Origin of the sequence: Sphingomonas sp. Xoc002, from assembly GCF_050408055.1 — a bacterium.
In the GTDB taxonomy this organism is placed as follows: Bacteria; Pseudomonadota; Alphaproteobacteria; order Sphingomonadales; family Sphingomonadaceae; genus Sphingomonas; species Sphingomonas yabuuchiae.
This window is the reverse complement of sequence record NZ_CP191175.1, coordinates 3297403-3321549: the sequence shown is the minus strand read 5'-3', so window position 1 is coordinate 3321549 and position 24147 is coordinate 3297403. Positions and strand designations below refer to the sequence as shown.

General features: G+C 66.9%; 21 protein-coding genes. 11 read left to right on the top strand and 10 right to left on the bottom strand.

Annotation, left to right across the window (positions count from 1 at the left end; all coding sequences use genetic code 11):
* Positions 1–136 precede the first annotated feature (136 nt).
* From ACQR50_RS15240 to ACQR50_RS15220, 5 genes are all read right to left on the bottom strand, one after another.
* Positions 137–976, bottom strand: a complete 840-nt coding sequence (locus ACQR50_RS15240) for a TorF family putative porin (protein ID WP_428968947.1) — start codon at positions 974–976, stop codon at positions 137–139.
* A gap of 196 nt (positions 977–1172) precedes the next feature.
* On the bottom strand, positions 1173–2465 hold the full coding sequence (locus ACQR50_RS15235; protein ID WP_428968946.1) for a mechanosensitive ion channel family protein: 1293 nt from the start codon (positions 2463–2465) through the stop codon (positions 1173–1175).
* Positions 2462–3658, bottom strand: coding sequence for a cystathionine beta-lyase (gene metC / locus ACQR50_RS15230; RefSeq protein ID WP_428968945.1), 1197 nt, complete (start codon positions 3656–3658; stop codon positions 2462–2464). The genes ACQR50_RS15235 and metC overlap by 4 nt, the downstream gene beginning before the upstream one ends.
* 4 nt (positions 3659–3662) lie before the next feature.
* Positions 3663–4508 (bottom strand): sulfurtransferase, encoded by an 846-nt coding sequence (locus ACQR50_RS15225; RefSeq protein WP_428968944.1) that lies wholly within the window; start codon positions 4506–4508, stop codon positions 3663–3665.
* 204 nt (positions 4509–4712) lie between these two features.
* A complete protein-coding gene (locus ACQR50_RS15220; RefSeq protein ID WP_428968943.1) occupies positions 4713–6245 on the bottom strand; it encodes a cryptochrome/photolyase family protein in 1533 nt (510 codons plus the stop codon).
* 21 nt (positions 6246–6266) lie between these two features.
* Between ACQR50_RS15220 and queF the strand changes: the two genes are divergently transcribed.
* From queF to ACQR50_RS15195, 5 genes are all read left to right on the top strand, one after another.
* On the top strand, positions 6267–6707 hold the full coding sequence (gene queF / locus ACQR50_RS15215) for a preQ(1) synthase (RefSeq protein WP_007403692.1): 441 nt from the start codon (positions 6267–6269) through the stop codon (positions 6705–6707).
* Between the two features lie 126 nt (positions 6708–6833).
* Positions 6834–7607 (top strand): PEPxxWA-CTERM sorting domain-containing protein, encoded by a 774-nt coding sequence (locus tag ACQR50_RS15210; protein ID WP_428968942.1) that lies wholly within the window; start codon positions 6834–6836, stop codon positions 7605–7607.
* Between the two features lie 214 nt (positions 7608–7821).
* On the top strand, positions 7822–8688 hold the full coding sequence (locus ACQR50_RS15205) for a SurA N-terminal domain-containing protein (protein WP_428968941.1): 867 nt from the start codon (positions 7822–7824) through the stop codon (positions 8686–8688).
* A 347-nt stretch (positions 8689–9035) separates the two neighbouring features.
* Entirely contained in the window at positions 9036–11306 is a 2271-nt protein-coding gene (locus ACQR50_RS15200; protein ID WP_428968940.1) for a glycosyltransferase, read from the top strand.
* Between the two features lie 62 nt (positions 11307–11368).
* Positions 11369–12652 (top strand): glycoside hydrolase family 130 protein, encoded by a 1284-nt coding sequence (locus ACQR50_RS15195; protein WP_056436675.1) that lies wholly within the window; start codon positions 11369–11371, stop codon positions 12650–12652.
* A 161-nt stretch (positions 12653–12813) separates the two neighbouring features.
* Here ACQR50_RS15195 and ACQR50_RS15190 read toward each other — a convergent pair whose 3' ends face one another.
* The 5 genes from ACQR50_RS15190 to hflK all read right to left on the bottom strand — a co-directional run bounded on the left by ACQR50_RS15190 (position 12814) and on the right by hflK (position 20519).
* Positions 12814–14790 carry an OPT family oligopeptide transporter gene (locus ACQR50_RS15190; RefSeq protein WP_428968939.1) on the bottom strand — a complete coding sequence of 659 codons (1977 nt, stop codon included), beginning with the start codon at positions 14788–14790 and terminating at the stop codon, positions 12814–12816.
* 358 nt (positions 14791–15148) lie between these two features.
* Positions 15149–16759, bottom strand: coding sequence for a helicase HerA-like domain-containing protein (locus ACQR50_RS15185; RefSeq protein ID WP_428968938.1), 1611 nt, complete (start codon positions 16757–16759; stop codon positions 15149–15151).
* Positions 16760–16859: 100 nt separating this feature from the next.
* Positions 16860–18389: a Do family serine endopeptidase gene (locus ACQR50_RS15180; RefSeq protein WP_184104967.1), complete on the bottom strand. Its 1530-nt coding sequence runs from the start codon at positions 18387–18389 to the stop codon at positions 16860–16862.
* Between the two features lie 106 nt (positions 18390–18495).
* Complete coding sequence (gene hflC, locus ACQR50_RS15175; protein WP_172839694.1) at positions 18496–19362, bottom strand: protease modulator HflC; 867 nt, start codon at positions 19360–19362, stop codon at positions 18496–18498.
* The gene (gene hflK, locus ACQR50_RS15170; RefSeq protein ID WP_428968937.1) at positions 19359–20519 is read right to left on the bottom strand and encodes a protease modulator HflK; all 1161 of its coding nucleotides are present in this window, start codon (positions 20517–20519) and stop codon (positions 19359–19361) included. Before hflK ends, hflC begins: the two co-directional genes overlap by 4 nt.
* 71 nt (positions 20520–20590) lie before the next feature.
* Between hflK and ACQR50_RS15165 the strand changes: the two genes are divergently transcribed.
* From ACQR50_RS15165 to ACQR50_RS15140, 6 genes are all read left to right on the top strand, one after another.
* Positions 20591–21541: an Mrp/NBP35 family ATP-binding protein gene (locus ACQR50_RS15165; protein ID WP_428968936.1), complete on the top strand. Its 951-nt coding sequence runs from the start codon at positions 20591–20593 to the stop codon at positions 21539–21541.
* 93 nt (positions 21542–21634) lie between these two features.
* Positions 21635–22069 carry a CoA-binding protein gene (locus tag ACQR50_RS15160; protein WP_056436691.1) on the top strand — a complete coding sequence of 145 codons (435 nt, stop codon included), beginning with the start codon at positions 21635–21637 and terminating at the stop codon, positions 22067–22069.
* Between the two features lie 44 nt (positions 22070–22113).
* Entirely contained in the window at positions 22114–22377 is a 264-nt protein-coding gene (locus tag ACQR50_RS15155; protein WP_428968935.1) for a hypothetical protein, read from the top strand.
* 46 nt (positions 22378–22423) lie between these two features.
* Positions 22424–22846 (top strand): hypothetical protein, encoded by a 423-nt coding sequence (locus tag ACQR50_RS15150; RefSeq protein WP_428968934.1) that lies wholly within the window; start codon positions 22424–22426, stop codon positions 22844–22846.
* A 371-nt stretch (positions 22847–23217) separates the two neighbouring features.
* Positions 23218–23607 (top strand): hypothetical protein, encoded by a 390-nt coding sequence (locus ACQR50_RS15145; RefSeq protein WP_428968933.1) that lies wholly within the window; start codon positions 23218–23220, stop codon positions 23605–23607.
* Between the two features lie 16 nt (positions 23608–23623).
* On the top strand, positions 23624–24055 hold the full coding sequence (locus ACQR50_RS15140; RefSeq protein WP_428968932.1) for a hypothetical protein: 432 nt from the start codon (positions 23624–23626) through the stop codon (positions 24053–24055).
* The last annotated feature ends 92 nt before the right edge of the window (positions 24056–24147 follow it).

Here is a 24147-nt window from a genome sequence, read left to right as displayed (position 1 = left end):
AGGGCGTCAGCTTAGGTGTGCCCTCGACCCGAGGCGAGGGGGCTTTTTCGCCCCTGCCATGGAAAAGGGTGGCCATGGAAAAGGGCGGCGCCGTCACCGGCACCGCCCCTTCACCCCCGAAAAGCCATTATGTCTTTTAGAAAGCGGCCGTCAGCGAGAACACCACCGTCGCATCCGAGATCGAGGCGCCCCCCGGCGTCTGATATTGCGAGAAATTCGGCTGGATATAGGCCGCCTTCGATTTGGTGATGTCGGTGTCGATGTACGAGACGTTGAAGGTCAGGTTCTTGTACGCCGCGACATCGGCGCCCAGCGACCAGTCCCAGTAGCTGCCGGTCGGCGACAGGCTGGTGCCGTTGGGGCCCAGGCCCGGATTGCCCTTGGAATAGCCGATATGCGCCTTGGCGGTGATCGGCGTACCCGGAATACCCGCCGCGCCGTCGCCGGTCAGATAGACGTTATCCCAACGCTGGCCCCGGCTGTACGAGGTGTTGGAGAAGTTGCCGAGCGAAGTCTGCTTGGGCGCATAATAGGCACCGGCGGTCAGCGTCGCGGGGCCGGCGGTGCCCGACAGGCGGCCGAAGAATTCGACCACATCGGTCTCGGACGCGCCGCCCGGATAGGTGTACCAGGTCACGCCCGCATCGACGGTCGCGGTGCCGTATGTGTGCTTGTACCCGGCAATGCCGTCCAGCTCCATATTGGCGCCGCCGAACGTGCCCCAGCCCGCCAGATTCGACGCGAAGGTGCCGATATAGAAGCCGCTCTCATGCGCGACGGTCAGTGCCGCCTGGACGGCGGCGTTCTTGTTGGTCTGCGACACGCCGCGAAGGCGATAGTCGGTCAGGATCGCGGCGCTGCCGCTGACCGTGATCGGCGAGGGCGGCGCGGTATCCGCACCGGCGCTGTCCTGCGCAAAGGCGGGCGTCGCGGCGACCAGCGAGAGGCCGCCAAGGAGGATCGTGGAGAAGCGCATCGTTTCCCTTTCAAACGGAAATTCGATGTTCTCACCTGCAACCTCGCATCGGTGCGGCCTCTGTGTGTCGGGTCAAACCCGGCGGACCGTCTGCCTTGGCGAGTTATGAAAGATTGGCAGGCCGTGGTGCGCTGCACAAGTATAATCGAACATAGACTGATGCTCGGATGACGCGATGTTGCGCAAATAACACAGATCAAGCGTCGAGATTCTCGTGCCTCATCCCCGTCGGCAGCGATCGGATATGGATGTCGCGCTGGGGATAGGGCAGGCCGATGCCATACTCCTTGAACAGAAACCACAGGCGGTTGAGCACGTCGGAACGGACATTGCCGACGCCGCTTTCCGGATCGCTGATCCACGCCAGGATTTCGTGCTGAAGCGCATAATCACCGAAGCTCATCAGCCAGACGGTCGGCTTGGGGCTTTTCAGGACGCGCGGTGATTCGCCCGCGGCGCGCAGCATCAAGTCCTGGGCCAGCTTCAGGTCGTTGTCGTACGCGATGGAGACGGGGATGCGGACACGGACGTTGCGGTCGGAATAGGACCAGTTCTCCACCTCCTGCGTCATCAGATTCTCGTTGGGAATCAGATGCTCCTTGCCGTCGCGGGTGATGATCGAGACGGCGCGCACGCCGATCTTGTTCACCCAGCCGATTTCGTTCTGGAGCGCGATGACGTCGCCCGGCTTGATCGAGCGGTCCATCAGCAGGATGATCCCGGCGATCAGATTGCCGATCGTCTTCTGAAGTCCGAAACCGATCGCCAGGCCGAAACCGCCCGAGAACAGCGCGAGGCTGGTCAGGTCGATCTCCAGCAGGTCCATCGCGAAGAAGAAGGCGATGACGACGATGGCGATGCTGGCGAGTTTCTGCGCCAGCAGCTTCTGCGTCGGGTCCAGCCCGCGCGCATGGCCGATCCACTGCTCGGTGATTTGCGTGACGGCGCGGGTGACGGCGAGGATCGCGACCACCGTGACCAGCATCGTCACCAGCAGCATGACCGAGAATCGCCGCGACCCCACGGTAAAGCCGATCTGCTCGGCCAGGCGGCTGACCGGCTCGAGCCCGCCGATCTCGCGGCTGAACAGCGCCACGAAACACACGATGGCAAAGACCCAGGCCAGCCAGCGCGGCAGGTTCAGTCCGCGCAAGAGCTGGAACCCCGCCCACGCCACCGACGCGCCCAGCGCCAGTCCGATCGGCACGCCCGCCAGCGACTCCCACGGCCAGATCGCGCCCAAGGTCATCAGCAGGAAGGCGGCGGCCCCGTGGCGGGTGATCGCGCAGATGCGGGCGTGCAGCGTCTCGCCCTGGGCGATGGCGAAACGCTGTACCATGGCGGCGATGGGCGGGCCGAGCTTGCGCCCCGCGACCACCCCGCCTGCCAGCATGGCGAGCGTCAGGACCGAGGCGACCGCCGCCTCCATGGCCTCGGCGCGGGTCGGCAGTTCGATGCCGCTCGCCTGAAGCCATTCGAACAGGGTCATCCGCGCGCGGCCCGGAAGCGGGCGAGCCCCCGGTCGAGATCGGCGATCAGGTCGTCCGTGTCTTCCAGCCCGATCTGCAACCGGATCATCGGCCCGGCGAACGCGCGCCTCGTGACGCTGCGATAACGATGCGGGTCGGCGGGGATGGCCAGGCTCTCATACCCGCCCCAACTGAACCCCAGCCCGAAATGGGCAAGCCCGTCGAGCATCGCGGTGCGGGCGGCGTCGGTGCCGCCGTCGAGCACGAAGGCGAACAGCCCGCTCGACCCGAGGAAGTCGCGCGCGAAGACCTCATGACCGGGGCAGGAGGGCAGGGCGGGGTGCAGCACCTGTGCCACGCCGGGCTGTTCGGCCAGCCAGTTGGCGATGGTCAGCGCGCTGGCCTGATGCTGGGCGAGGCGGACACCCATGGTGCGAAGTCCCCGGCTGCCCAGATAGGCGTCGTCGGGGCTGGCGACCTGACCCAGCTGGAAACTCGTGTCGCGAAGCGCCGCCCAGTGCGACGGCGCGGCCGTCACCGACCCCAGCATCGCGTCCGAATGGCCGACGATGTACTTGGTGCAGGCCAGCACCGTCAGGTCGACGCCCTTTGCGATCGCCGGGAAAAAGAGCGGCGTCGCCCAGGTGTTGTCGAGGATGGTCGTGATCCCACGCGCCTTGGCGACGTCGACGATGGCGGGAATATCCTGCACCTCGAACGTCAGCGAACCGGGGCTTTCGAGGAAGATCGCGCGTGTGGCCGGGCCGATCAGCTCGGCGATGCCAGCCCCCACCAGCGGATCGTAGAAGCGCGTCGTGATTCCCATCCGCGCGAGCAAGCCGGTGGCCAGCCCACGCGTCGGGTCATAGGCGCTGTCGACCAGCAGCAATTCGTCGCCCGGCGACAGCACCGACAGCAACGCCGCCGCGATCGCCGCCACGCCCGATGGGTAGAGGAAGGTTGCCTCCGCCCCCGGCTCCAGGCTGGTCAGCGCATCGGCGAGCGACCATTGGGTCGGCAGGCCCTTGCGGCCGTAGAACAGCTTCTCGTGCAGATCGCCCGCACCGGTGGCGCGCATATGCGCGACATTGTCGTACAGCACCGTCGAGCCGCGCCAGACGGGGACGTTGACCACGCCCCTGGTCCATTCCGCGCGGCGGCCCGCCTGGACCAGACGGGTGGCGGGCTTGATGGGCAGGTCGTCGTCGGTCATCGTTTCAAGCGTCTTTCGCTTTGGGGGTGCTGGGGTCGGAGCCCCATTCGGTCCAGCTGCCGTCATAGACCGGCATGAGTCCGCCGATCTGCTCCGCCCCGAAGGCGAGGACGCAGGCGGTGATGCCGGAGCCACAGGTGGCGACCATCGGTTTCGTGGGATCGACCCCGGCGGCGGTGAATTCGGCGGCGATGGCGTCCGGGGATTTCCAGCGGCCATCGACCTCGAACAGCCGGGAATAGGGCAGGTTCAGTGCGCGGGGGATGTGGCCGGGCTCGACACCGGGGCGCGGTTCGGGCTCGGCCCCGGCGAAGCGGCCGGGCGAGCGGGCATCGACGATCTGTGCGTCACCCGCCTCGACATGGGTGCGGACCTCGCGAAGGCTGCGCACGCGCGCCAGGTCGGTTTGCGCGAGGAACAGGCCGGGCGCTTCGGGCGCGCCCGCCGGGCCGATCGTGACGGGATGCCCCGCCTCTGCCCAAGCCTCTAGCCCGCCATCGAGCAGCGCCACCGACTCGGCACCGAACAGGCTGAGCAACCACCAGACCCGCGCGGCGCTGTGCAGCGGGGAACGGTCGTAAAGCACGATCCGGTCGGCATGGCCGACCCCCGCCTCGCTCAGCGCATGGGCGAAATGCTCGGGCGGCGGCAGCGTCATCGGCAGGTCGCTGTCGGGGTCGGCGAGCGCCCCCATCGGCAGGAAGCGGGCGTCGGGAATATGCCCGTCCTCGAATCCGCGTCGGGCCCCGGTGCCGTCCGGGTCGTCGAGGAAATAGGTGACGTCCAGGATGCGCACGTCCGCCTCGCCTGCGATGGCGGCGAGCTCTTCCGGGGTGATGAGTGGCGGCATCTTGGGGCTCCTCGGTCGGTGGGTCCGTACCTAGGCGCGTTGGGGGCGGGGTCGCAAGCCAAGCTAAAGCCCCTCTCCCGGCAGGGGGAGGGGTTGGGGAGGGGCAAGGGCCACGGGCGTTGGTCTCTGTGAGACTCCTGACCCTCCCCCATCCCCTCCCGCCTGCGGGAGGGGAGCGGCCAGAGGCGAGGGGCGGGAATCCGGCTATTCCAACCCCTTCAAATACCCCGCTGCCTGCGCCCGCACCGCCATGCGATCCGCCTCCGCCATCCGGTTCCAGTTCCGGTACGCCATCGCCATCCGCACATTCCCCTCGAACCGCTCTTCGTGCCGCGCGAGGAAGTCCCAATAGAGGGCGTTGAATGGGCAGGCGTCCTCGCCGACCCGCTGCTTCACGTCGTAGCGGCAGGACCCGCAATAATCCGACATGCGGTTAATATAGGCCCCGGACGATACATAGGGCTTGGACGCGATGATGCCGCCATCGGCGAACTGGCTCATGCCGACGACATTGGGCAGCTCGACCCATTCATAGGCGTCGATATAGATTTCCAGATACCAGCGATGCACCTCCGCCGGGTCGGCGCCAATCAGGATGGCGTAATTGCCCGTCACCATCAGCCGCTGGATATGATGGGCATGCGCGGTGTCGAGCGTCTGGCCCAGCGCTTCGGCCATGCAGTGCATGTCGGTCTCGCCGGTCCAGTAGAAGCCGGGCAATTTCCGATGCGCGCGCAGGAAATTGCGGTCCACATAATCCGGCCCGACATGCCAGTAGAGCCCGCGCACATATTCGCGCCAGCCGATGATTTGGCGGATATAGCCCTCGACCGAGTTGAGGCTGGCGTTGCCGTCCTCATATTCCCCCTCCGCCATCCGGCAGAGGTCGAGCGGGTCGAGCAGCCCCGAATTGATATAGGGCGATAGGACCGAGTGCCAGAGCTGGTGCTGGCCGGTCAGCATCGCGTCCTGATAGTCGCCGAACTTGGGCAGCCCGTGCGCCATGAACGCCTCGGCCTGTTTCTGGGCCTCCTCGACGGTCGTGGCATAGGCGAAGCCGTCCAGCGAGCCGGGATGATTGTCGAACCGCGCGGCGACCAGTTTGAGCACGTCGCGGGTAATCGTGTCGGGCGCGAACGTCAGCGGTTCGGGCGGTACGTCCTTCTTGGGCGCGGGCTTGCGATTGTCGGCGTCGTAATTCCATTTGCCGCCCTCGGGCTTGTCGCCTTTCATCAGCAGGCCGGTCTTGCGACGCATCAGCCGGTAGAAGAACTCCATGCGGAGTTCCTTGCGGTCCTTCGCCCAATCCTCGAACTCCGCCTGGCTGGCGATGAAGCGGGTGTCGGGGCGGATGTCGACGGGGATGCCGAACATCGTCTCCCACGCCTCCAGCATCGCGGCGACCCGCCATTCGCCTGCCTGGGTCACGACGATCCGCTCGGGATCGTGCCGCCCGACCGCGCGGGCGACCTCGCCGGTGAAGCTGCCCGCATTGTCGGGGTCGTCCAGCTTGACGTAATCGACCCGCCAGCCTGCCTTCCTCAGGGCCTCGGCATGGTGGCGCATGGCGGACAGGATATAGGCGATCTTGGCCTTGTGATGGCGGACGTAACCCGTCTCGTCCTCCACCTCCATCATCAGCAGGACGGTGCGTTTGGGGTCGGCGCCCTCCAGGGATGACAGGTTCATCGACAATTGGTCGCCGAGAATGGGGATCAGCGTTGGCGCTTTGGGCATGGCTGTCCTACATGGCCTTTCATGAAGCATCTCGGCCAGACAAGCGCGCTGCCCGCTTCCCCGGAAGAGGCGGTGCTCGATTATGTTCCCAACCCCCGTCCGGGGCGCACCTATCTGATCCGGTTCGCGGCCCCCGAGTTCACCTCGCTATGCCCGGTGACCGGTCAGCCTGACTTCGCGCACCTGGTCATCGACTATGTGCCCGGCGAGACGATCGTCGAATCCAAGTCGCTGAAGCTGTTCCTGGGCAGCTTCCGCAACCATGCCGGTTTCCACGAGGACTGCACCGTCGGCATCGGCGAGCGATTGTTCGAAGAGATGAAGCCGGTATGGCTGCGCATCGGCGGATATTGGTATCCGCGCGGCGGCATTCCGATCGACGTGTTCTGGCAATCCTCGGCCCCGCCAGCCGATCTATGGCTGCCCGATCAGGGCGTGGCGGGCTATCGCGGTCGCGGCTGATCGGCCCTTGGCTTAACCCCTGCTTCATCCCGATGTGAAACATCGTCCATCCTTGAAGCCGTCCGACTCGCAATTTATGTGGTGCGATAAGGAACGCGTCATCGGGATGCGAAAGGGACCAGGGCCGTGCAGAAGATCGTCAAACATTTCACCATGGCGGTTGCCACGCTGATCGGGCTCGGCACGGCAGGAGCGGCAAGCGCCAATCCGACGATCATCATCAACGATTCCAATGGTGGCCTCGTGTCCTATGACACGACCACCAAGGTGAGCACCGTCCTGGGCAATACCGGCACGGTGATGTACGACATCGCCTTCAACAATGGCGGCGATCTGTTCGGCGTCGACGGGGGCACGCTGTTCAAGCTCTCGACGACCGGCGGCGCGACGACCGTACTGGGTTCGATGGGTTCGTTCGTCAACGGCCTGGTCTTCGGCGCGGACGGTACGCTGTACGGGTCGGGCGACAATAATCTGTACAAGCTCAACACCAGCAATGGGCGGGCCAGCCTGATCGGATCGATGGGCAGCCCGGAGTCGGCGGGCGATCTGGCCTTCTTCAAGGGGCAGCTGTACCTCGCCAGCAATCTGGGCCTGGCGGTCGTCAATCCGCTGACCGGTGCCAGCCAGCTGATCGGCGGCACGACCGACATGTTCGGGCTGGCCTCGACGGTGGACGCGCTGTTCGGCGTGAAGGACAATGCCATCTACACCATCGATCCGACCACCGGCCTGGGGACGAAGGTGTCGTCCTATACCTATGGCCAGGCCTATGGCGCGGCCTCGGCCCCGACCGCCGTGCCGGAGCCCGCGACCTGGGCGATGCTGCTGCTGGGTCTGGTGCTGGTGGGCTATGCCGTGCGCCGTCGCGGCACCACCCCGAACGCCGCCATCGCCTGATCCATCCATCGCGGCGCACGCCGAATGCGCTGCGCCCGATAGCGAAAACCGGTCGTCCGATGGGCGGCCGGTTTTTTCCTATCGTCCACCGGAAATTTCCCGTCGCCTTCAAGCGGGATAAGAATATCGCAACCGCTTCCGACGCAGGAACGCCGACAGTCTAGCCGAAAGCCGCCTGCGGGCGGGTGCGGTATGCGGTCATGGAGTTCTTCGCGTGAAACATTGGTCCTGGAGCGCCGTCCCCCTTGCCCTGCTGGCCCTGTCGGGATGCCAGTCCAAGCCCGAGGAGAAGGGGGTGGCCCAGGTCGACGGACAGGCGATCACGACCCAGGCGCTGGATGCCGAGCTGGCCGATGCGCCGCCGGGCGTCGATCGTCTCGCCTATCGCAAGGCGATCCTGCCCCAGCTGGTCGACCGTACCCTGCTGGTCCAGGCGGCGCAGAACATGGGGATCGACAAGACCCCCGAATTTGCCGCCCAGCGCGAACGGCAGGAGCAGAAGCTGCTGGTCGAGATGCTGGCGCGGAAGCTGGCCGATACCGTGCCGGTGCCCAACGTCCAGGCGGTCGACGCCTATATCGCCGCGCATCCCTATGAGTTCGCGCAGCGGCAGAAATTCTATGTCGACCAGATCCGCTTCGCCCAGCCCGCCAGCACCGAGGCGCTGCTGGCGCTCGGCCAGTTCAAGACTCTGGACGCGCTGGCCGACGAACTGACCCGCAACGCCACCCCCTTCGCGCGCGATCATGTCCTGGTCGACTCGGCGTTCCTGCCGGCCGCGATCGCGGCCCAGGTGGCCAGGCAGCCATCGGGCGATCCCATCCTGCTGCCCTATCAGGGCCGCTACACCGCCAATGCGATCGTCCAGCGCATGGCGGCCCCCGTCACCGGCGAACCCGCGCGGGCGCTGGCGGGGGAAATCCTGCGGCGCAAGGCGATCGCCGATGCACTGGGCCAGACCCTCAAGGCGCAGCGCCAGAAAGCCAGCATTTCCTACGAGACCGGCTTCAAACCCGACAGCAAGGCGGCCGACGGCAAGACCGTCCGCGATGCCGCCGACCACGTAGTACCCGCGCGCTGAGAAACGTCCTTCCCTCGCCCCTCATAGAGAGGTGAGCGCGCGGAACGCGCGCGCGAGCCTTTGGCTCGCTCGACCCCTCACCCAAGCTGCGCTAGCCAGTAAACTGGCAAGCTCCGCTAACCCTCTCCCCTGTCCAGGGGAGAGGGAAGCCGTGAGCAGGACGATACTGCATCCCCATCACGGACACACATTTCAGCGTTCCGTAACGTCATTTCGACGCAGTCCAAGGGTGCGGTGCAGCAAATATGTAATACGCTTTGCAACCTTCGTCGCTCATCGCGGGTTAACCTTAGTGCGAGGGGAATTGCGGACTTTCCGCTTCCCTCTCGCCTGCAAGGACAAGCGATATGGTGGATGCGAACGGAACCGTGATCGAACGACTGGCGCTGATCGGCAATTTCCTGCCCCGTCAATGCGGGCTCGCGACGTTCACCACCGATGTTTATTCCGCCTTGCGCAACCGTTTTCCCGAACTGGCGGTCGATGTCTATGCAATGGACGATCATCCCGGTCGCTACGCCTATCCCCCGGCCGTGACCGCCGCCATCCCGCAGCATGAGCGCGGCGCCTATATCGACATGGCCCGCCGGATCGAGGCGAGCGGCGCGCAGGCGATCTGGGTTCAGCACGAATATGGCATCTATGGCGGTGCCGCCGGCGAGCATCTGCTGGCGCTGCTCGACCGTACCACGCTGCCCGTGATCGCGACGCTCCACACCGTTCTCGAAAAGCCCTCCGCCGATGAGCGCCGGGTGATGGAGGGCTTGCTGCGCCGCTGCGCCCGGATCATCGTCATGGCCGACAAGGGCCGCGACATTCTCCAGCGCGTCTATGGCGCCGACCCGCGCCAGATCGCGATGATCCCGCATGGCGTGCCCGACCGCGAACTCATCTCGCCCGATTCGCTGAAGGCCAAGTTCGGCTGGGAAGGGCGCAAGGTCGTCTTCACCTTCGGCCTGCTCGCGCCGAACAAGGGGATCGAGACGATCATCGAGGCACTGCCCGCCGTCGCCGCGCATCATCCCGAACTGCTCTATGTCGTGCTGGGCGCGACGCATCCCAATTTGATCGCGCATGAGGGCGAGGCGTATCGCGACCGGTTGAAGGCATTGGCCGAGGCGCGCGGCGTGGCCGACAATGTCGCCTTCGTCGATGCGTTCGTAGAGCATGACGAGTTGATCGAATATCTCCAAGCCGCCGACATCTATGCGACGCCCTATACCAACCCCGCCCAGATCACGAGCGGCACACTGTCCTATGCGGTCGGCGTCGGTAAGGCGGTGGTATCCACGCCCTATGTCCATGCGGTCGAAATTCTGGGCGACGATCACGGCGTCCTCGTCGATTTCTGCGATGCGGATGCCTTTGCCCGCGAGATCGACCGGCTGCTGACCGATGAAGCGGCACGCAACCGCCTGTCGCAGCGCGCCTATGCCCGTGGCCGCACCATGATCTGGCCGCGCCTCGCCGAGGCGGCGCTGGAGCAGATGGCATCGGCGATCACCGCCCGCCCGCGCCGGATCGCCGGATCATACCAGACCAGCATCAAGCCGTTGAAGGCCGACATCGCCGCCGTCGAGCGGATGAGCGACTCGACCGGCATGTTGCAGCACGCCATCTATTCGGTGCCTGATCGCCGTCATGGCTATTGCATCGACGACAATGCGCGCGCGTTGATCTTCATGACCCAGGCACCGGATATCGACCCGGTCACGCGCGACAAGTGGACGACCATCTACGCCTCGTTCCTGCAATATGCCTGGAATCCCGAAGAGCGCCGCTATCGCAACTTCATGCGCTTCGACCGCAGCTGGTGCGAGGAAGTGGGGTCGGAGGATTCCAACGGCCGCACCCTCTGGGCACTGGGCGTGACCGCGCGCGACGCGCAGATGGCCAAGCATCGCGACTGGGCACAGATGTGGTTCGACGCCACCGCCTCTCTGGCGCTCGACCTGGGATCGCTCCGGGCGCAGGCCTTTGCGATGCTGGGCGCGGCGGCGATGCTGGAGGCGCGGCCGGGGCATCAGCTGGCACGTGCCATCCTGGAAAAGCTGCCCCCGCTGCACCTCGCCCTGCTCGAAGAGGCACGCCGTCCCGAATGGCAGTGGTTCGAGATCGTGCTGGCCTATGACAATGCCCGCGTGCCGCAGGCGCTGATCGAGGCAGGGCGCGCGCTGGGGCGGCAGGACCTGATCGACTGCGGCCTGTCGACGCTGGAGTGGATCGTCGGCAAGCAGACCTCGCCCGAGGGTCGTTTCCGCGCGGTCGGCAGCGAGAGCTTCGGCCGTCCCTATGCCGAGCCGTTGCAGTTCGACCAGCAGCCGCTGGAGGCGCAGGCGACGGTCGAGGCGTGCCAGTCGGCCTATGCCGCCACCCGCGACCCGCGCTGGATCGCCGAGGGCGAGCGCGCCTATGGCTGGTTCCTGGGCGCCAACGACCTCGACCTTCCGCTGGCGACGGCGCAGGACGGCGGCTGTTTCGATGGGCTGATGCCGACCGGCCTCAACCGCAACCAGGGTGCCGAGTCGATACTGGCGCTGCAACTCGCCAATTGCGCGATAGCCAGCCTTTGCCATTCCGCCTCATCCATGGCAGGAGCCGATCGTCACATTGCCTGACATGCTGTCATGTTCGGGGGATGTGATGAGCGTTTTTGGTAAAGTGGCGAGACGGTAGCGCGATGGATCTTTTCAACCACCGGCTGCGGCTTCATGCCGACCCTTCGCGCGTCGTGGTGCGGCCGTTTCACATCGCCTGGGGCGGTGGCAATGGCGCACCCCCCAGCCGGACCGAACGGCTGGTGGGCGAAGTGCTGGCCATGTCGCCGCAGGAAGCCCGCGACCAGCTGGAAGCCGTGCTGAAGGATTTCGAGGCACGGCACTGGCAGACACGGCGCGTCTTCATGACCCGTTACGACCAGATCGAGGATCTGCTGAAGCTCGACGGGTCGAAGATCAGCGACGAGAAGCGCCAGCTGATCGGGGCCTATTTCTGCCACGAATACAGCTATGCCGCCGCCGCGCTGATGAACCCGTCGGCGGTGCCGCATTTCGACCAGACCGGCATCCAGCCGGGGTCGCAGCGTATCCTGATGTCGATGCGCTCGGTGGGCGAGGGGCACATCTCGTCGGTCGCGTTCCGCGAAGGCATCATCAACGACCAGAACCAGCTGCGCCTCGCGCCCGAGCCGCCCTTCGCGACCGCGACGGACGTGCATGGCTGGGGCGAGTATGAGGTGCCGAGCGGCCCGATTACGGTCCACCGCCACCGCGACTCGACGCTGTCGGGCACCGTCATCTTCCCGATCACCCAGGCCCAGTCCAAGGGGCTGGAGGACATGCGGATCGTCCAGTTCACGCATGACGACGGCGCGGTCGAGTGGATCGGCACCTATACCGCCTATGACGGCTCGGGCATCCAGTCCGAACTGATGCGCACCCGCGACTTCCGCGCGTTCGACCTCGTGCCGATGACCGGCGCGGCGGCGCGTAACAAGGGCATGGCGCTGTTCCCGCGCAAGGTGGCGGGCCAGTATATGATGATCGGGCGGCAGGACGGCGAAAACCTGTTCCTGCTCAAGTCCGACTCGCTGACGCATTGGGACGAGGGCGAGAAGATCCTCACCCCCGTCTATCCGTGGGAGCTGGTGCAGATCGGCAATTGCGGTCCGCCCATCGAGACGGACGAGGGATGGCTGCTGCTGACCCATGGCGTCGGGGCGATGCGCAAATATTCGATCGGTGCCGCGCTGCTCGACAAGAACGATCCGTCCAAGGTGCTTGGCCGGACGAAGCAGCCGATTCTGGCGGCGAAGGATCAGGACCGTGAGGGCTATGTGCCCAACGTCGTCTACTCCTGCGGCGCGATCCGGCACGGCGATTCGCTGTTCCTGCCCTATGGCATCGCGGACAGCTCGATCGGCTTTGCGTTCGTGAAGATCAGCGAGCTGCTGGCGGCGATGTGACGGCCCGGCGGCCCCCTCTATTCCTCCCCTGCAAGGGGAGGGGACCATGCGAAGCATGGTGGAGGGGTGTCCCGCTCTCGATAGGTGGACACCCCTCCGTCAGGGCTGCGCCCTGCCACCTCCCCTTACAGGGGAGGAACGATAGTACGCCCCCATAAGGATCAGCGCGCCGCAGGTGGCAGGCTGACAACCTGACGGCGCGTATAACGATACAGCGCCGCCATGATGCCGAGGAACAGGATCGTCCCCCCGACCAGCGCGGGGGTGGCAAAACCCTCTCCGACCAGCGCCAGCGGCGCGTCCGAATTGGTCAGATAGACGATCCCCGCAAAACCGACGCCCCACAGGCTCTCGCCCACGATCAGCCCGGTCGCGGCCAGCACGCCCAGCCGCTCGGCGGCGTCCGGATTGGCGCTGCGCCTGGCCCAGCGGTCATAGACATGGCCGATGGTGGCGCCGATCACGACCGGCAGCGTCGCCGACATGGGCAGGTAGATGCCCAGTCCCACGCCCAGCGGCGGCAGACGCAACCAGCCGAGCTTGCCCAGCACCTCGTCCATCACGATCACCCCGACGCCGACCAGTGCGCCAATCCCGATCATGCCCCAGTTCAGGTCGCCGCCCAGCACGCCCTTGGCCAGTGCCGAGATCAGCGCGGCCTGCGGTGCGGACAGTGCGTTGGGGCCAGCCCCCGGCGTGCCCGCAAAGCCCAGCGTCGCGTTGAGCAGGTCGAGAACGGGCGAGATCACCAGACTGCCGAAGACGACGCCGATGACCAGCGCCACCTGCTGCTTCCACGGCGTCGCACCGACCAGCTCGCCGGTCTTCAGGTCCTGGAGATTGTCGTTGGAGATGGTCGCCACGCCGAACACGACGCCGGTAACGATCAGCGCATAGGCGACCAGCGCCTGCGTGGTCTCCGGGGATGTGCCGCGCCCGAACAGGCCGACGAGGAGCAACGCTGCGGCCAGCACCGACAGGATGCCGATGCCTGATACCGGGCTGTTCGAGGCCCCGATCAGACCCGCCATATACCCGCAGACGGCCGCAATCACGAGGCCGATGAGCAGGATGAACAGCAGCGCGCCGCCGATCAGCGCGAAGCCCGACGCGGCGAGCGGCCCGCCCGCGATCACCGACCACAATAGTCCGGCGATCGGCACCAAAGTCGCCAGCGCGACGACCGCGACGATCCCGATCGGCAGGTCGCGCTCGCCGATGGGCAGCACGGTGCCGTCGCGCTTGGCGGAGGCGGCGGCGAGCGACGAGCGGATGCCGCCGATGACCGGCCCGATGATCTTCAGCAGCGTCCAGATCGCTGCGACCCCGATTACGCCCGCGCCCAGGAAACGCACGTCGCGGCTGAAGATACCGCCTGCCCACTCGGCGACCGGGCCAGTCGAGGGGGCCATGGCGGTCAGGATGGGCAGTGCCACCCACCATCCGATCGCGATCCCCGCCAGCATGGCAATGCCGACCGACAGGCCGACCAGATGCCCGACCCCGATCAGCGCGAAGGACAGCCCCCCCGAAATGCCCGTGGCGCCCGCGCCGGTGCGGAACCAGATGGCGGCTTCGGCCACCGCCAGCTTGGTCTGGGTCAGCACGGCGAAGGCGGCCGAGGCGACGGCGTTGACGACGATCAGCCGCAGGCCGGTCGCGCTCTCCGCCTCGCCCTCGCGGCTGCCCGCACCGACCTTCAGCACTTCGGCCGCGGCGCGGCCCTCCGGGTAGGGGAGGTCGGTGTCGACGACGAGCGCGCGGCGCAAGGGGACCGAGAACATGACGCCGAGAATGCCGCCCGTGGCCGTAATTCCGGCGGTCAGGAGGTAGGGAAAGCCCTGCCACCAGCCGATCATGACCAGGCCGGGCAGCACGAAGATGATCGCCGCCAGCGTCCCCGCCGCCGAGGCGACCGTCTGGACGATGTTGTTCTCCAGCACCGAGCTGTTCGGCAGATAGCGCAGGATGGCCATGGAGATGACCGCCGCCGGGATCGAGGTGGCGAAGGTCAGTCCGACCTTCAGCCCCAGATAGACATTGGCCGCCGTGAACAGCAGCGTGATGATCCCGCCCAGCGCGATGCCGCGAAGGGTCAGTTCGGCAACGGGGCGGGCGGCAGTGGAAGTACGGCTCATGCGCGCAGATGTGGCAGAGTCACGCGCGCTCGCCTAGCGTTTCGTGTGAGGAACGCGGTGGCGGGCGCGGGAGGATTTGTCCCAACCTCCGTTCAGCCTGAGCGAAGTCGAAGGCCACGGGAATCGCATCAATCCAAGCCCCACCCCGGCGAAGGCCGGGGTCCAGTCGCGGTACGCTCTTGATGACGTGGCGTCATTCCTCCCACGCGGCGTTATGCGCGCCATGCGCTTCGCGGCACCTAGGCCCCGGCCTTCGCCGGGGTGGGGCCAACCCCTTCGACGGGTTGCCAATCCCCTGGCCTTCGACTGTGCCCAGGCTGAAGGGAGGTCGGGGTGGCCGTGTGGGAAGGGGGAACCACTACCCCCGAAACAGATTCCCCAGCACCCCGCGTACCACCGCCCCGACGATCCCGCCGCCCGTACTGCTCGACCGGCGCCGCGATCCGCCGCCGAACACCTGCTTGCCGATCTCGTTGGCCACTTGTCGCCCGATAGAGGAACTGGCCGAGCGGGCCGCGCTGCTCGCCATCTTGGCCCAGGGGGAGTTGGCCGCCGCGCGCTGTTCGGCGATGCGGGCGCGTTCGGCCTCCTTGGCGGCCTTCGCGTCCGCCTTCGCCTGTTGCGCCGCCTGCTTGTCGGCCTCGGTCGCCGCCTTCGCCTCGGCGGCGGCCGCGGCGGCTTCCTGGGTCTTGGCGGCGAGCAGTTCCTCGGCCGATTCGCGGTCGACCGCCTGGTCGTATTTCGCACCGACCGCGTCGGTCTCGATCAGGACCTTGCGTTCCTCCGGCGTCGCGGGGCCGACCCGGCTGCGCGGCGGGGCGATCAGCGTGCGCTCGACGGGCGAGGGCGAGCCGTCGGGCTGGAGCAGCGAGACCAGCGCTTCGCCGACCTTCAACTCGGTGATGGCGGTGGCGACATCGACGCCGGGATTGGCGCGGAACGTCTCCGCCGCGGAGCGCACCGCCGCCTGATCGCGCGGCGTGAAGGCACGCAACGCGTGCTGCACGCGGTTGCCCAGCTGTCCGGCGATCTTGTCGGGCACATCGATCGGGTTCTGGGTGATGAAATAGACGCCGACGCCCTTGGACCGGATCAGCCGCACGACGCGCTCGATCGTGTCGATCAGCGCAGGCGCGGCCTCGTCGAACAACAGATGCGCCTCGTCGAAGAAGAAGACGAGCTTGGGCTTGTCGGGGTCGCCGATCTCGGGAAGCTGCTCGAACAGTTCGGACAACAGCCAGAGCAGGAAGGTGGCGTAGAGCTTGGGGCTGGCCATCAACTGATCGGCGGCGAGGATGTTGACGACGCCGCGCCCCGAATCATCGGTGGCGATCAGGTCGGCCAGTTCGAGGGCGGGTTCGCCGAAGAAATGCTCGCCCCCTTGCGTGCGCAACTGGAGCAGGGCGCGCTGGATCGCGCCGACCGACTGTTTGGAGACATTGCCATAGGTGGTGGTCAGCTCGTCCGCCCGCGCGGCGCATTCGGCCAGCATCGCCTGAAGGTCGTCCAGGTCGAGGAGCAGCAGCCCTTCCTTGTCCGCGACATGGAAGGCAATGGTCAGTACGCCCTCCTGAGTCTCGTTCAGGCCCATCATGCGGGCGAGGAGCAGCGGCCCCATCTCCGATACGGTGGCGCGGACGGGATGGCCCTGCGTGCCGAACAGGTCCCAGAATTGTACGGGGGCGGCGTCATAGGCCCAGTCGGTCATGCCCAGTTCGGCGGCGCGCGCGGTGAAGGCGGCATGGGTCTTGCCCATCGCCGATCCGGCGAGGCCCAGGCCCGACAGGTCGCCCTTCACATCGGCGACGAAGCTGGGCACCCCGGCACGCGAGAACCCCTCGACCATCGTCTGGAGCGTCACCGTCTTGCCGGTGCCGGTCGCGCCCGCGATCAGGCCGTGCCGGTTTGCACGCTTGAGGTCGATCGCCTGTGGCTTGCCGCCACCCATGCCGATGAAAATACCGTCCATGGCGCGCATTGTATCGCCGTGAACGGGGACGGGAATAGCAAAAGGCCGCCGCATCCTCGGGATGCGACGGCCTTTTTTACCGGCCCGTCAGGCTGGCGGATTACTTGATCCGCAGCGGGATCAGCGCGCCCGCGATTTTCCCACGGGTGATCTGCGCCAGCACCTGCGGACGGCCCGCGGCCTTGGCGGCGGCGACGATCTGCTGGAGATCGGCGGCGCTGCGGACCGGCGCACCGTTGACCGCCGTAATGACGTCGCCGCGCTTCAGCTTGGCGGCGGCATCGCTCGACGGATCGACCGCTGCGATCACCACGCCCTGCGTCGTCGGGTCGACGTTGATCGCCCGTGCGATCGCGGGGGTCAGCACCTGGACCGACAGGCCCAGGCCGCCACCGGCCGCCGGCGTGGTCTGCGCATCATCGTCATCGTCGGGGAAGGCGTCGGAGCCGTCACCCATGGTCGAGCGCAGTTCCTCGTTCGACGGACGGGTCGCGGCGGTCGCAGTCAGCGATACGGGCTTGCCGCCGCGCAGCACTTCCAGCTGGACGCGGCCGCCCGGCGGCACGTTCGCGATCAGATAGGACAGGGTCTGCTCGGGCGTCACCGACTGGCCGTTGACCTTGGTCACGACGTCGAACGCCTTCAGACCGGCCTTGGCGGCGGGGCCGTTCGGCTCGACCTTGGCGATGATCTCGCCCTGGCCCTTGGGCACGCCCAGCGAGGCGGCGACATCGTCATTGACCGGCCCGCCGATCTGCACGCCCAGATAGCCGCGCTCGATCTTCTGGCCCTTCATCAGGCGCTCGACGATCGGCTTGGCATCCTCCGCCGGGATGGCGAAGCCGATGCCGATATTGCCGCCGGACTGCGAATAGATCTGGCTGTTGATGCCGATCACATTGCCGTTCATGTCGAACATCGGGCCGCCCGAGTTGCCCTGGTTGATCGCGGCGTCGGTCTGGATGAAGCGGTCGTTCGCGCCGCCCTGTCCGGTGACGCGGTGGATCGCCGAGATGATGCCTGCGGTCACGGTGCTCGACAGCCCGAAGGGCTGGCCGATAGCCAGCACCCAGTCGCCCGGCCGCGCCCGCGCCGAATCGCCGAAGCGCACGAAGGGCAGGCTCTTGCCGTCGATCTTCAGGACCGCGAGGTCGGAGGTCTCGTCGCGGCCGACGACCTTGGCGGTATATTCCTTGCGGTCGCTCAGCGTGACGGTGATCGAATCGACCGACGCGCCCTGTGCGCCCGGCGCGATGACGTGGTTGTTGGTGACGATGTAGCCGTCGGGCGAGATCAGGAAGCCCGAACCCAGCGAGGCGCCTTCACGCTTCTGCGGCTGCGGCCCGGCCTGGCCGCCGAACTGGCCGAAAAAGCCCTCGAACGGCGTACCGGCAAACGGGTTAGCCTGCTGCTTTACGGTGATTGACTGCTTGGTCGAGATATTGACGACGGCGGGCTGGAGCTTGGCGACCATGTCGGCAAAGCTCATCGGCGCGCCGGCGCGCGGGGCGACCGCCTGGATCGCGCCGGGTTCGTTCTGCGCGACCTGGGCGGTGCCGGGCTGAAGGGCCAGGGTCGCGGTCGCACCACCGAGGAGGAGCGCACTGGTAATGGCGTAGGCGTAGCGCACTGGGCTAGGGTCCTCTCAAAGAAAATTCAGTTTGACCGTGACCTATTTGCCACGGTTTGGCTGAACGACGCTTGAATATGAACGAGCGGAAAGGTGGATTGTCCACCTATCGGCCCGGCGCGGTGAATTCCTTCAAATAGCTGTTCTCGGGCGACAGAATGATCTGCGTGGCCCCACGTTCCTGGTTCGAGCCGTCCGCGCCGAAGGTATGGCGATAGGACTGCATGGCCCGGTAGAAATCGTAGAAATTGGCATCCTTGCCGAACGCCTGGGCATAGATTTGCGCGGCCTGGGCGTCGGCATCGGCGCGGACGATCTGCGCCTGCTTCTGCCCTTGCGCGGCGATGGTGATCGCCTCCTGCTGGCGCGCGGTCTGCATCCGGGCGAGCGCGCTTTGCAGCGGCGTGCCCGGCGGCAGTTCGGCCTCCTTGATGCGCACATCGACGATCTGGACGCCATATTGGCGCGCGATGCGGTCGAGGCGGACCTGGATCGCGTCCATCACCTGGCCGCGCTCGGGGCTGAGCAGTTCGGACGAACGCCGCTTGCCCAACTCGTTGCGCAGCGCCGAGCCGAAGATCGGGCGGAGCTGGTTGATGACGCCGTCGACGCTGCCCGCCGTCGCCAGCATGCGGCGCGGGTCGATCACGCGGAAGCGCGCAAAGGCATCGACATTCATGCGCAGCTGATCGGTCGACAGCACCTGGGTCTTTTCCAGGTCGAGGTCGAGCACGCGCTTGTCGACCCAGACGATGCGGTCGACGAACGGAATGCGCGCGATCAGGCCTGCGCCGCTGTCGCCCAGTTCCTCGCCCGGCCGATAACCGTTGACCACCCGGCGCGGCTGCTCGAACCGATAGACGACGGCCTGCCGGGTCTCCGGTACGATCGAGAAGGTGGAGGCGGCGATGATGACCGCGATCAGCAGGGCGACGCCCAGCACGATCGGGTTGCGTGCGGTCAGGCCGTTCACTGGCCGCCTCCCTGTCCCGAACCGGCCTGCGCAGAGGCGGCAGGCGGCGTGGCCGGGGCCGTCGCGGTGATTTCCGGCGGCAGCGATCTAGCCTGGCCCTTGGACAGCGGCAGATAGGGCACGACGCCCGGCGTCTCGACGATGGTCTTGTCCGACTTGGCCAGCACGGCCTCCATGGTCTCGTAATACATGCGGCGGCGGGTCACTTCGGGGGCCAGGCGATATTGTTCGTACACCTTGTCGAACTGCGCCGCCTCGCCCTGTGCGCGGGCCACCACCTGCTGCGCATAGGAACGCGCCTGGTTGACGTCGGCGACCGCGCGCTGCTGCGCCACCGTCACCTTGTTGAAATCGTCGACGATCTGCTGCGGCGGGGCGGCCTGCTTGATGGCGACGCCCTGGATCCGCACGCCCGCGCGATATTCGTTTAGGATCGACTGGGTCAGTTCCTGTACCCGCTGTTCGATGCCGGTGCGCCCCGAACCCAGCGCCTGGTCGAGCGAGGTGTCGGCGATCACCGCGCGCATCGCGCTTTCCGCCGCCGCACGCACGGTTTCCTGCGGCTGCGCCAGACGGAAGGCATAGTCGCGCGGATTGGCGATGTCCCAGCGGACCGAATAGGTCAGGTCGATGATGTTCTGGTCGCTGGTCAGCACCAGATTCTCACCCGAGCCTTCGGGGAAATTCTCGGTACGGATCTTCTGCACGTCCAGCACCCGGACGCTGGCGATCGGGGCCGGAGCGGTGATCTGGATACCCGGCTCGAGGATGCCGGTATAGCGACCGAAATAGGTGACGACGCCGCGCTGCTGCGGGCCGATCGGGTGGATCGAGGTGTAGAGCAGCCAGATGACGATCAGAATCGCCGCGCCGATCGCCCAAAGCGTGCGACCGCCCGGCGCGCCGGGAAGGCCGCCGAAACCGCCGCCGGAGCCGCCCGGCCCCTCACCGGGACCGCCGCCGCCCGATCCGCGCGCCTTGCGGATGAATTCATCCAGCGCGGTGGGCTTGCCCGGTGCCTTGCGGCCACCCGGCGGAACGGCCCAGGGATTGCGGGGACCACCATCGGGATCGTCGCCGGACCCGCCCCAGGGGCCCTTTGGCGTGTTGGCGGCTAGGATGGGGGGGCGTTGAAACCGGCCCGTCAGCTTTCTCATGTTCATCGTTATAGGAACGGTTCGCCGACAAAAACAGTGCCAAGCCGCGCTTCGCATCCTATCTGCCGCGCATGAGCATCATCGAGACGGTAAAGGCGGCGGTCGCCGCAGTGGCGGGCAAGCGCGCGAATGTGCGGATGGAGGGCGCGCGGGCCGGCGTCGTGCTCGACACCACCGGCCTGGACGGAGCGGGGCGCCAGGCACTGGAGGAAGAGGTGAAGGCTGCCGCGATCCAGTCGGGGGCCGAGGATGTCCGCGTCGTCCTGACCGCCGAGAAGCGCGAGCGTCGCATCATCGCGGTCGCCAGCGGCAAGGGCGGGGTGGGCAAGTCCACCCTGTCGGCCAATCTCGCCATCGCGCTGGCGCGGGCTGGCCGCAAGACCGGGCTGGTCGATGCCGATATCTATGGCCCGTCGCAACCGCGCCTGATGGCGGCCGAGGGCGTGAAGCCGGTGGCGCAGGACGGCAAGCTGCAACCGGTGCCGACGCCTTACGGCGTGTCGCTGCTGTCGATGGGCCAGCTAATCGAGCCGGACAAGGCGATCGCGTGGCGCGGGCCGATGGCGGCGGGCGCGCTCAGCCAGCTGGTCGATGGCGACTGGGGCGCGACCGAATTGCTGGTCCTCGACCTGCCGCCCGGCACCGGCGACGTCCAGCTGACCATGGTGCAGAAGCATCGCCCGGCAGGCGCGGTGATCGTCTCGACGCCGCAGGACCTGGCGCTGATCGATGCGCGGCGTGCCATCGACCTGTTCACCAAGGCGGGGGTGCCGATCATCGGCCTGGTCGAGAATATGGCGGGCTATTGCTGCCCCCATTGCGGCGGCATCTCTGACCCGTTCGGATCGGGCGGGGCAGAGGCCGCGGCAGCCGAGCTGGGCATTCCGTTTTTGGGTCGGGTGCCCCTGACCATCGCGATCCGCACCGCCTCCGATGCGGGGCAGCCTCCGGCGGCGGGCGAGGATGATACGGTCTTCGCACCGCTGGCCGGGCAGGTGGCGGGCTGGCTGGACGGCCAGTGATGAAACCGGCGGCACGGCGGGGCGTTGAAGTGCGATAACCCGCCGCTCTTTCCGAACGATAGTCGACGGTCGGCGGCGAACAGGGGATAGCCGATGCCGTTGACCGCCGATGACGATATTCGCGACCTGTTGGCGAATGCGCGGACCATCGCGTTGGTCGGCGCGTCGGACCGGCCCGACCGCCCCTCCTATGGCGTGATGAAGCGGCTCCAGGATCATGGCTATCGCGTGATCCCGGTCAATCCGCAGATCACCGGCGAGCATGTCCATGGCGAATTCGTCTTTCGCGAACTGGGTCAGTTGGGCGACCCCATCGATATCGTCGACATCTTCCGCCGATCCGAGGCGGCGGGCGACGTGGTGGACGAGGCGATCGCGATCGGGGCCAAGGCGGTCTGGCTGCAACTGGGCGTCGTCAACGAGGCCGCCGCCGCGCGCGCCGAGGCCGCCGGGCTGAAGGTCGTGATGAACCGTTGCCCCGCCATCGAGATTCCGCGCCTGGGCGTCGCGCCGGTCGGGCAGGACTGAACAAAAGGGCGAATATCGACAGCGTATAAAAGGGGAGAAAGACGATGGTGCCGCTATTGTTGCTATGGGCTGCTCCGGTTGCCGAAGGGGAGCAGCGGATGACCCTGCCGCGCCTGACCCCGACCTGTACCCTGTCCACCTGCCATGGCGGCAAGCGCCCTTCGCCCTATCGCCTGACGCCGAGCCATGTGGTGCCGATCGACTCCAAGGCGCGCGCCTTCGCCAATGACGGCACCTATTGCGCGGTGGTCGGCGACAAATATTGCACCAGCAAGCCGCGTACGCTGTTCCGCACCGCGATTGATTAGCCGGAGCGGCAGGCGCTAGGATCGCGATACCTTAGGAGGATCGCCGATGCTGCCCCTGTTGCTGATCGCCCTGCAGGCCGTTCCCGCCGCCCCGTCGGAGGGGAAGGAGCGCGTCTCGATCCTGCTGCCCGACTGTCCGACCGCTGCGGACGCGAGGCAGGACATCCTGGTCTGTGGCCGTCGACCGGGAAGCGACCGGGCACCCGAGTTGCGGGGCGGGCCGTCCGACCATGCGACCCCCTCAAATCCCGAAATGACCGCCATCGGGGCGTTGCGCGCCGAGGGGACGCCCTGTGCGGCCAGCCAATGGGGGTGCGCCGCCCGGGTCGATGTCGTTACGCCCGCGCTGCTGCTCGCCAACGAGGCGCGGATCGGTATCAGCAAATTGTTCGACAAAAGGCGCGACAAGAGCTGGCGCGTGCCGATCGCACTCGACGGGCCGGGGCCGCAGGGGCATCTCGAACCCTGACCGGAGCGGGGGACAGTCAGCGCGAATCGGCCTTCATAATCATCTATTGTTCCCCTCTCCCCTGGATAGGGGAGAGGGTTAGCGGAGCTTGCCAGCGTGCTGGCTAGCGCAGCTTGGGTGAGGGGTTGAGCGCGCCGAACGGCTCGCGCGCTCGGCCAGCGAGCGCTTCACCCCTCACCCAGCTCCGACTAAGCCTTTGCTTTCGCAAAGACCAAGTCTGCGCAACCCTCTCCCCTCAAAGAGGGGCGAGGGGAAGAAGAGTAGGTCATGAATGTCGATCGACCTGACGCTGGCGGTCGGCCGGAAAAACCGGCATGATCGCGCCCGGCCTCGCCTTCAGGCAGAGGGGCTGGCGATGCCGGGAGAGCGTCATGCTTGCCACGATGTTGGTCATGGTGATGGCGGGACTGTCGGCACAGGGCGAAGACGCGCCGCCACCCTCGGTCGACACCATCGTGGCCAAGACCCGCCGGTTGACCAGTGTCGAGACGCGCTGCGTCTATGATCCCAACGCCACCGACATCACCGTGTGCGGCCGCCGCAATGCCGACCGCTTCCGCATTCCCTTCGAGATACCGCCCGAGCCCGGCGATCCCCGTCACGAAGGGGTGATGGAGGAGCGGACGCGGCTGCTCGCGCGGAGCACGCCGGTCAAGGATCTGTCACCCTTCCAGGTCGGCGGCGGCTTTGCCGGGGCGACGATGGACACCAATGCCCGGGGCAGCGGCGGCACGACGACCCTGCGCAAGCCCGCGCCGTGACGACCGGAGACAGGCGATGATCCCGCTTCTGCTGATCGCTTTGCAGGCGACGCCCGCCGTGCCCCCGCCGCCACCCGAGGGCGGCCGTTTCTCGATCCTGGCGCGCGATCCCTGTCCGGTTTCTGGCGGGACGGCGGCGGACATCATCGTCTGCGGGCGGCGTCAGGCCGATGACCGGGCTCCACAACTCCGCGATGAGCCGCCGACCGGGCCAGCGCCGTCCAATCCCGAACTGACGGGGCCGGGGGCTCTGGCCGCCTCGTCCACCCCGTGTCCGGCGCGGCAAGGCGGGTGTCAGGTGGGGTTCGATCTGCTCACGCCCGCGCTGATGCTCGCCAACGAGGTGCGGATCGGGATCAGCAAGCTGGCCGACAAGAGGCGCGACAAGAGCCGGCGCATCGCCATAGCGCTCGATGGGCCGGGGCCTCAGGGGCATCTCGAGCCCTGACGACCTCTCGTAGCCCCTCCCCTTCAGGGGAGGGGGTGGGGTGGGGCCTCGCCTCAAGCGCCGCGCGTGTTGAAGCGCCCCACCCCCGTGCC

Coding starts and splice junctions, on each gene's coding strand:
- ACQR50_RS15240 (WP_428968947.1), bottom strand. CDS start 976: ATGCGCTTCTCCACGATCCTCCTTGGCGGCCTCTCGCTGGTCGCCGCG.
- ACQR50_RS15235 (WP_428968946.1), bottom strand. CDS start 2,465: ATGACCCTGTTCGAATGGCTTCAGGCGAGCGGCATCGAACTGCCGACC.
- metC (WP_428968945.1), bottom strand. CDS start 3,658: ATGACCGACGACGACCTGCCCATCAAGCCCGCCACCCGTCTGGTCCAG.
- ACQR50_RS15225 (WP_428968944.1), bottom strand. CDS start 4,508: ATGCCGCCACTCATCACCCCGGAAGAGCTCGCCGCCATCGCAGGCGAG.
- ACQR50_RS15220 (WP_428968943.1), bottom strand. CDS start 6,245: ATGCCCAAAGCGCCAACGCTGATCCCCATTCTCGGCGACCAATTGTCG.
- queF (WP_007403692.1), top strand. CDS start 6,267: ATGAAGCATCTCGGCCAGACAAGCGCGCTGCCCGCTTCCCCGGAAGAG.
- ACQR50_RS15200 (WP_428968940.1), top strand. CDS start 9,036: ATGGTGGATGCGAACGGAACCGTGATCGAACGACTGGCGCTGATCGGC.
- ACQR50_RS15195 (WP_056436675.1), top strand. CDS start 11,369: ATGGATCTTTTCAACCACCGGCTGCGGCTTCATGCCGACCCTTCGCGC.
- ACQR50_RS15190 (WP_428968939.1), bottom strand. CDS start 14,790: ATGAGCCGTACTTCCACTGCCGCCCGCCCCGTTGCCGAACTGACCCTT.
- ACQR50_RS15185 (WP_428968938.1), bottom strand. CDS start 16,759: ATGGACGGTATTTTCATCGGCATGGGTGGCGGCAAGCCACAGGCGATC.
- hflK (WP_428968937.1), bottom strand. CDS start 20,519: ATGAGAAAGCTGACGGGCCGGTTTCAACGCCCCCCCATCCTAGCCGCC.
- ACQR50_RS15165 (WP_428968936.1), top strand. CDS start 20,591: ATGAGCATCATCGAGACGGTAAAGGCGGCGGTCGCCGCAGTGGCGGGC.
- ACQR50_RS15160 (WP_056436691.1), top strand. CDS start 21,635: ATGCCGTTGACCGCCGATGACGATATTCGCGACCTGTTGGCGAATGCG.
- ACQR50_RS15155 (WP_428968935.1), top strand. CDS start 22,114: ATGGTGCCGCTATTGTTGCTATGGGCTGCTCCGGTTGCCGAAGGGGAG.
- ACQR50_RS15150 (WP_428968934.1), top strand. CDS start 22,424: ATGCTGCCCCTGTTGCTGATCGCCCTGCAGGCCGTTCCCGCCGCCCCG.
- ACQR50_RS15145 (WP_428968933.1), top strand. CDS start 23,218: ATGCTTGCCACGATGTTGGTCATGGTGATGGCGGGACTGTCGGCACAG.
- ACQR50_RS15140 (WP_428968932.1), top strand. CDS start 23,624: ATGATCCCGCTTCTGCTGATCGCTTTGCAGGCGACGCCCGCCGTGCCC.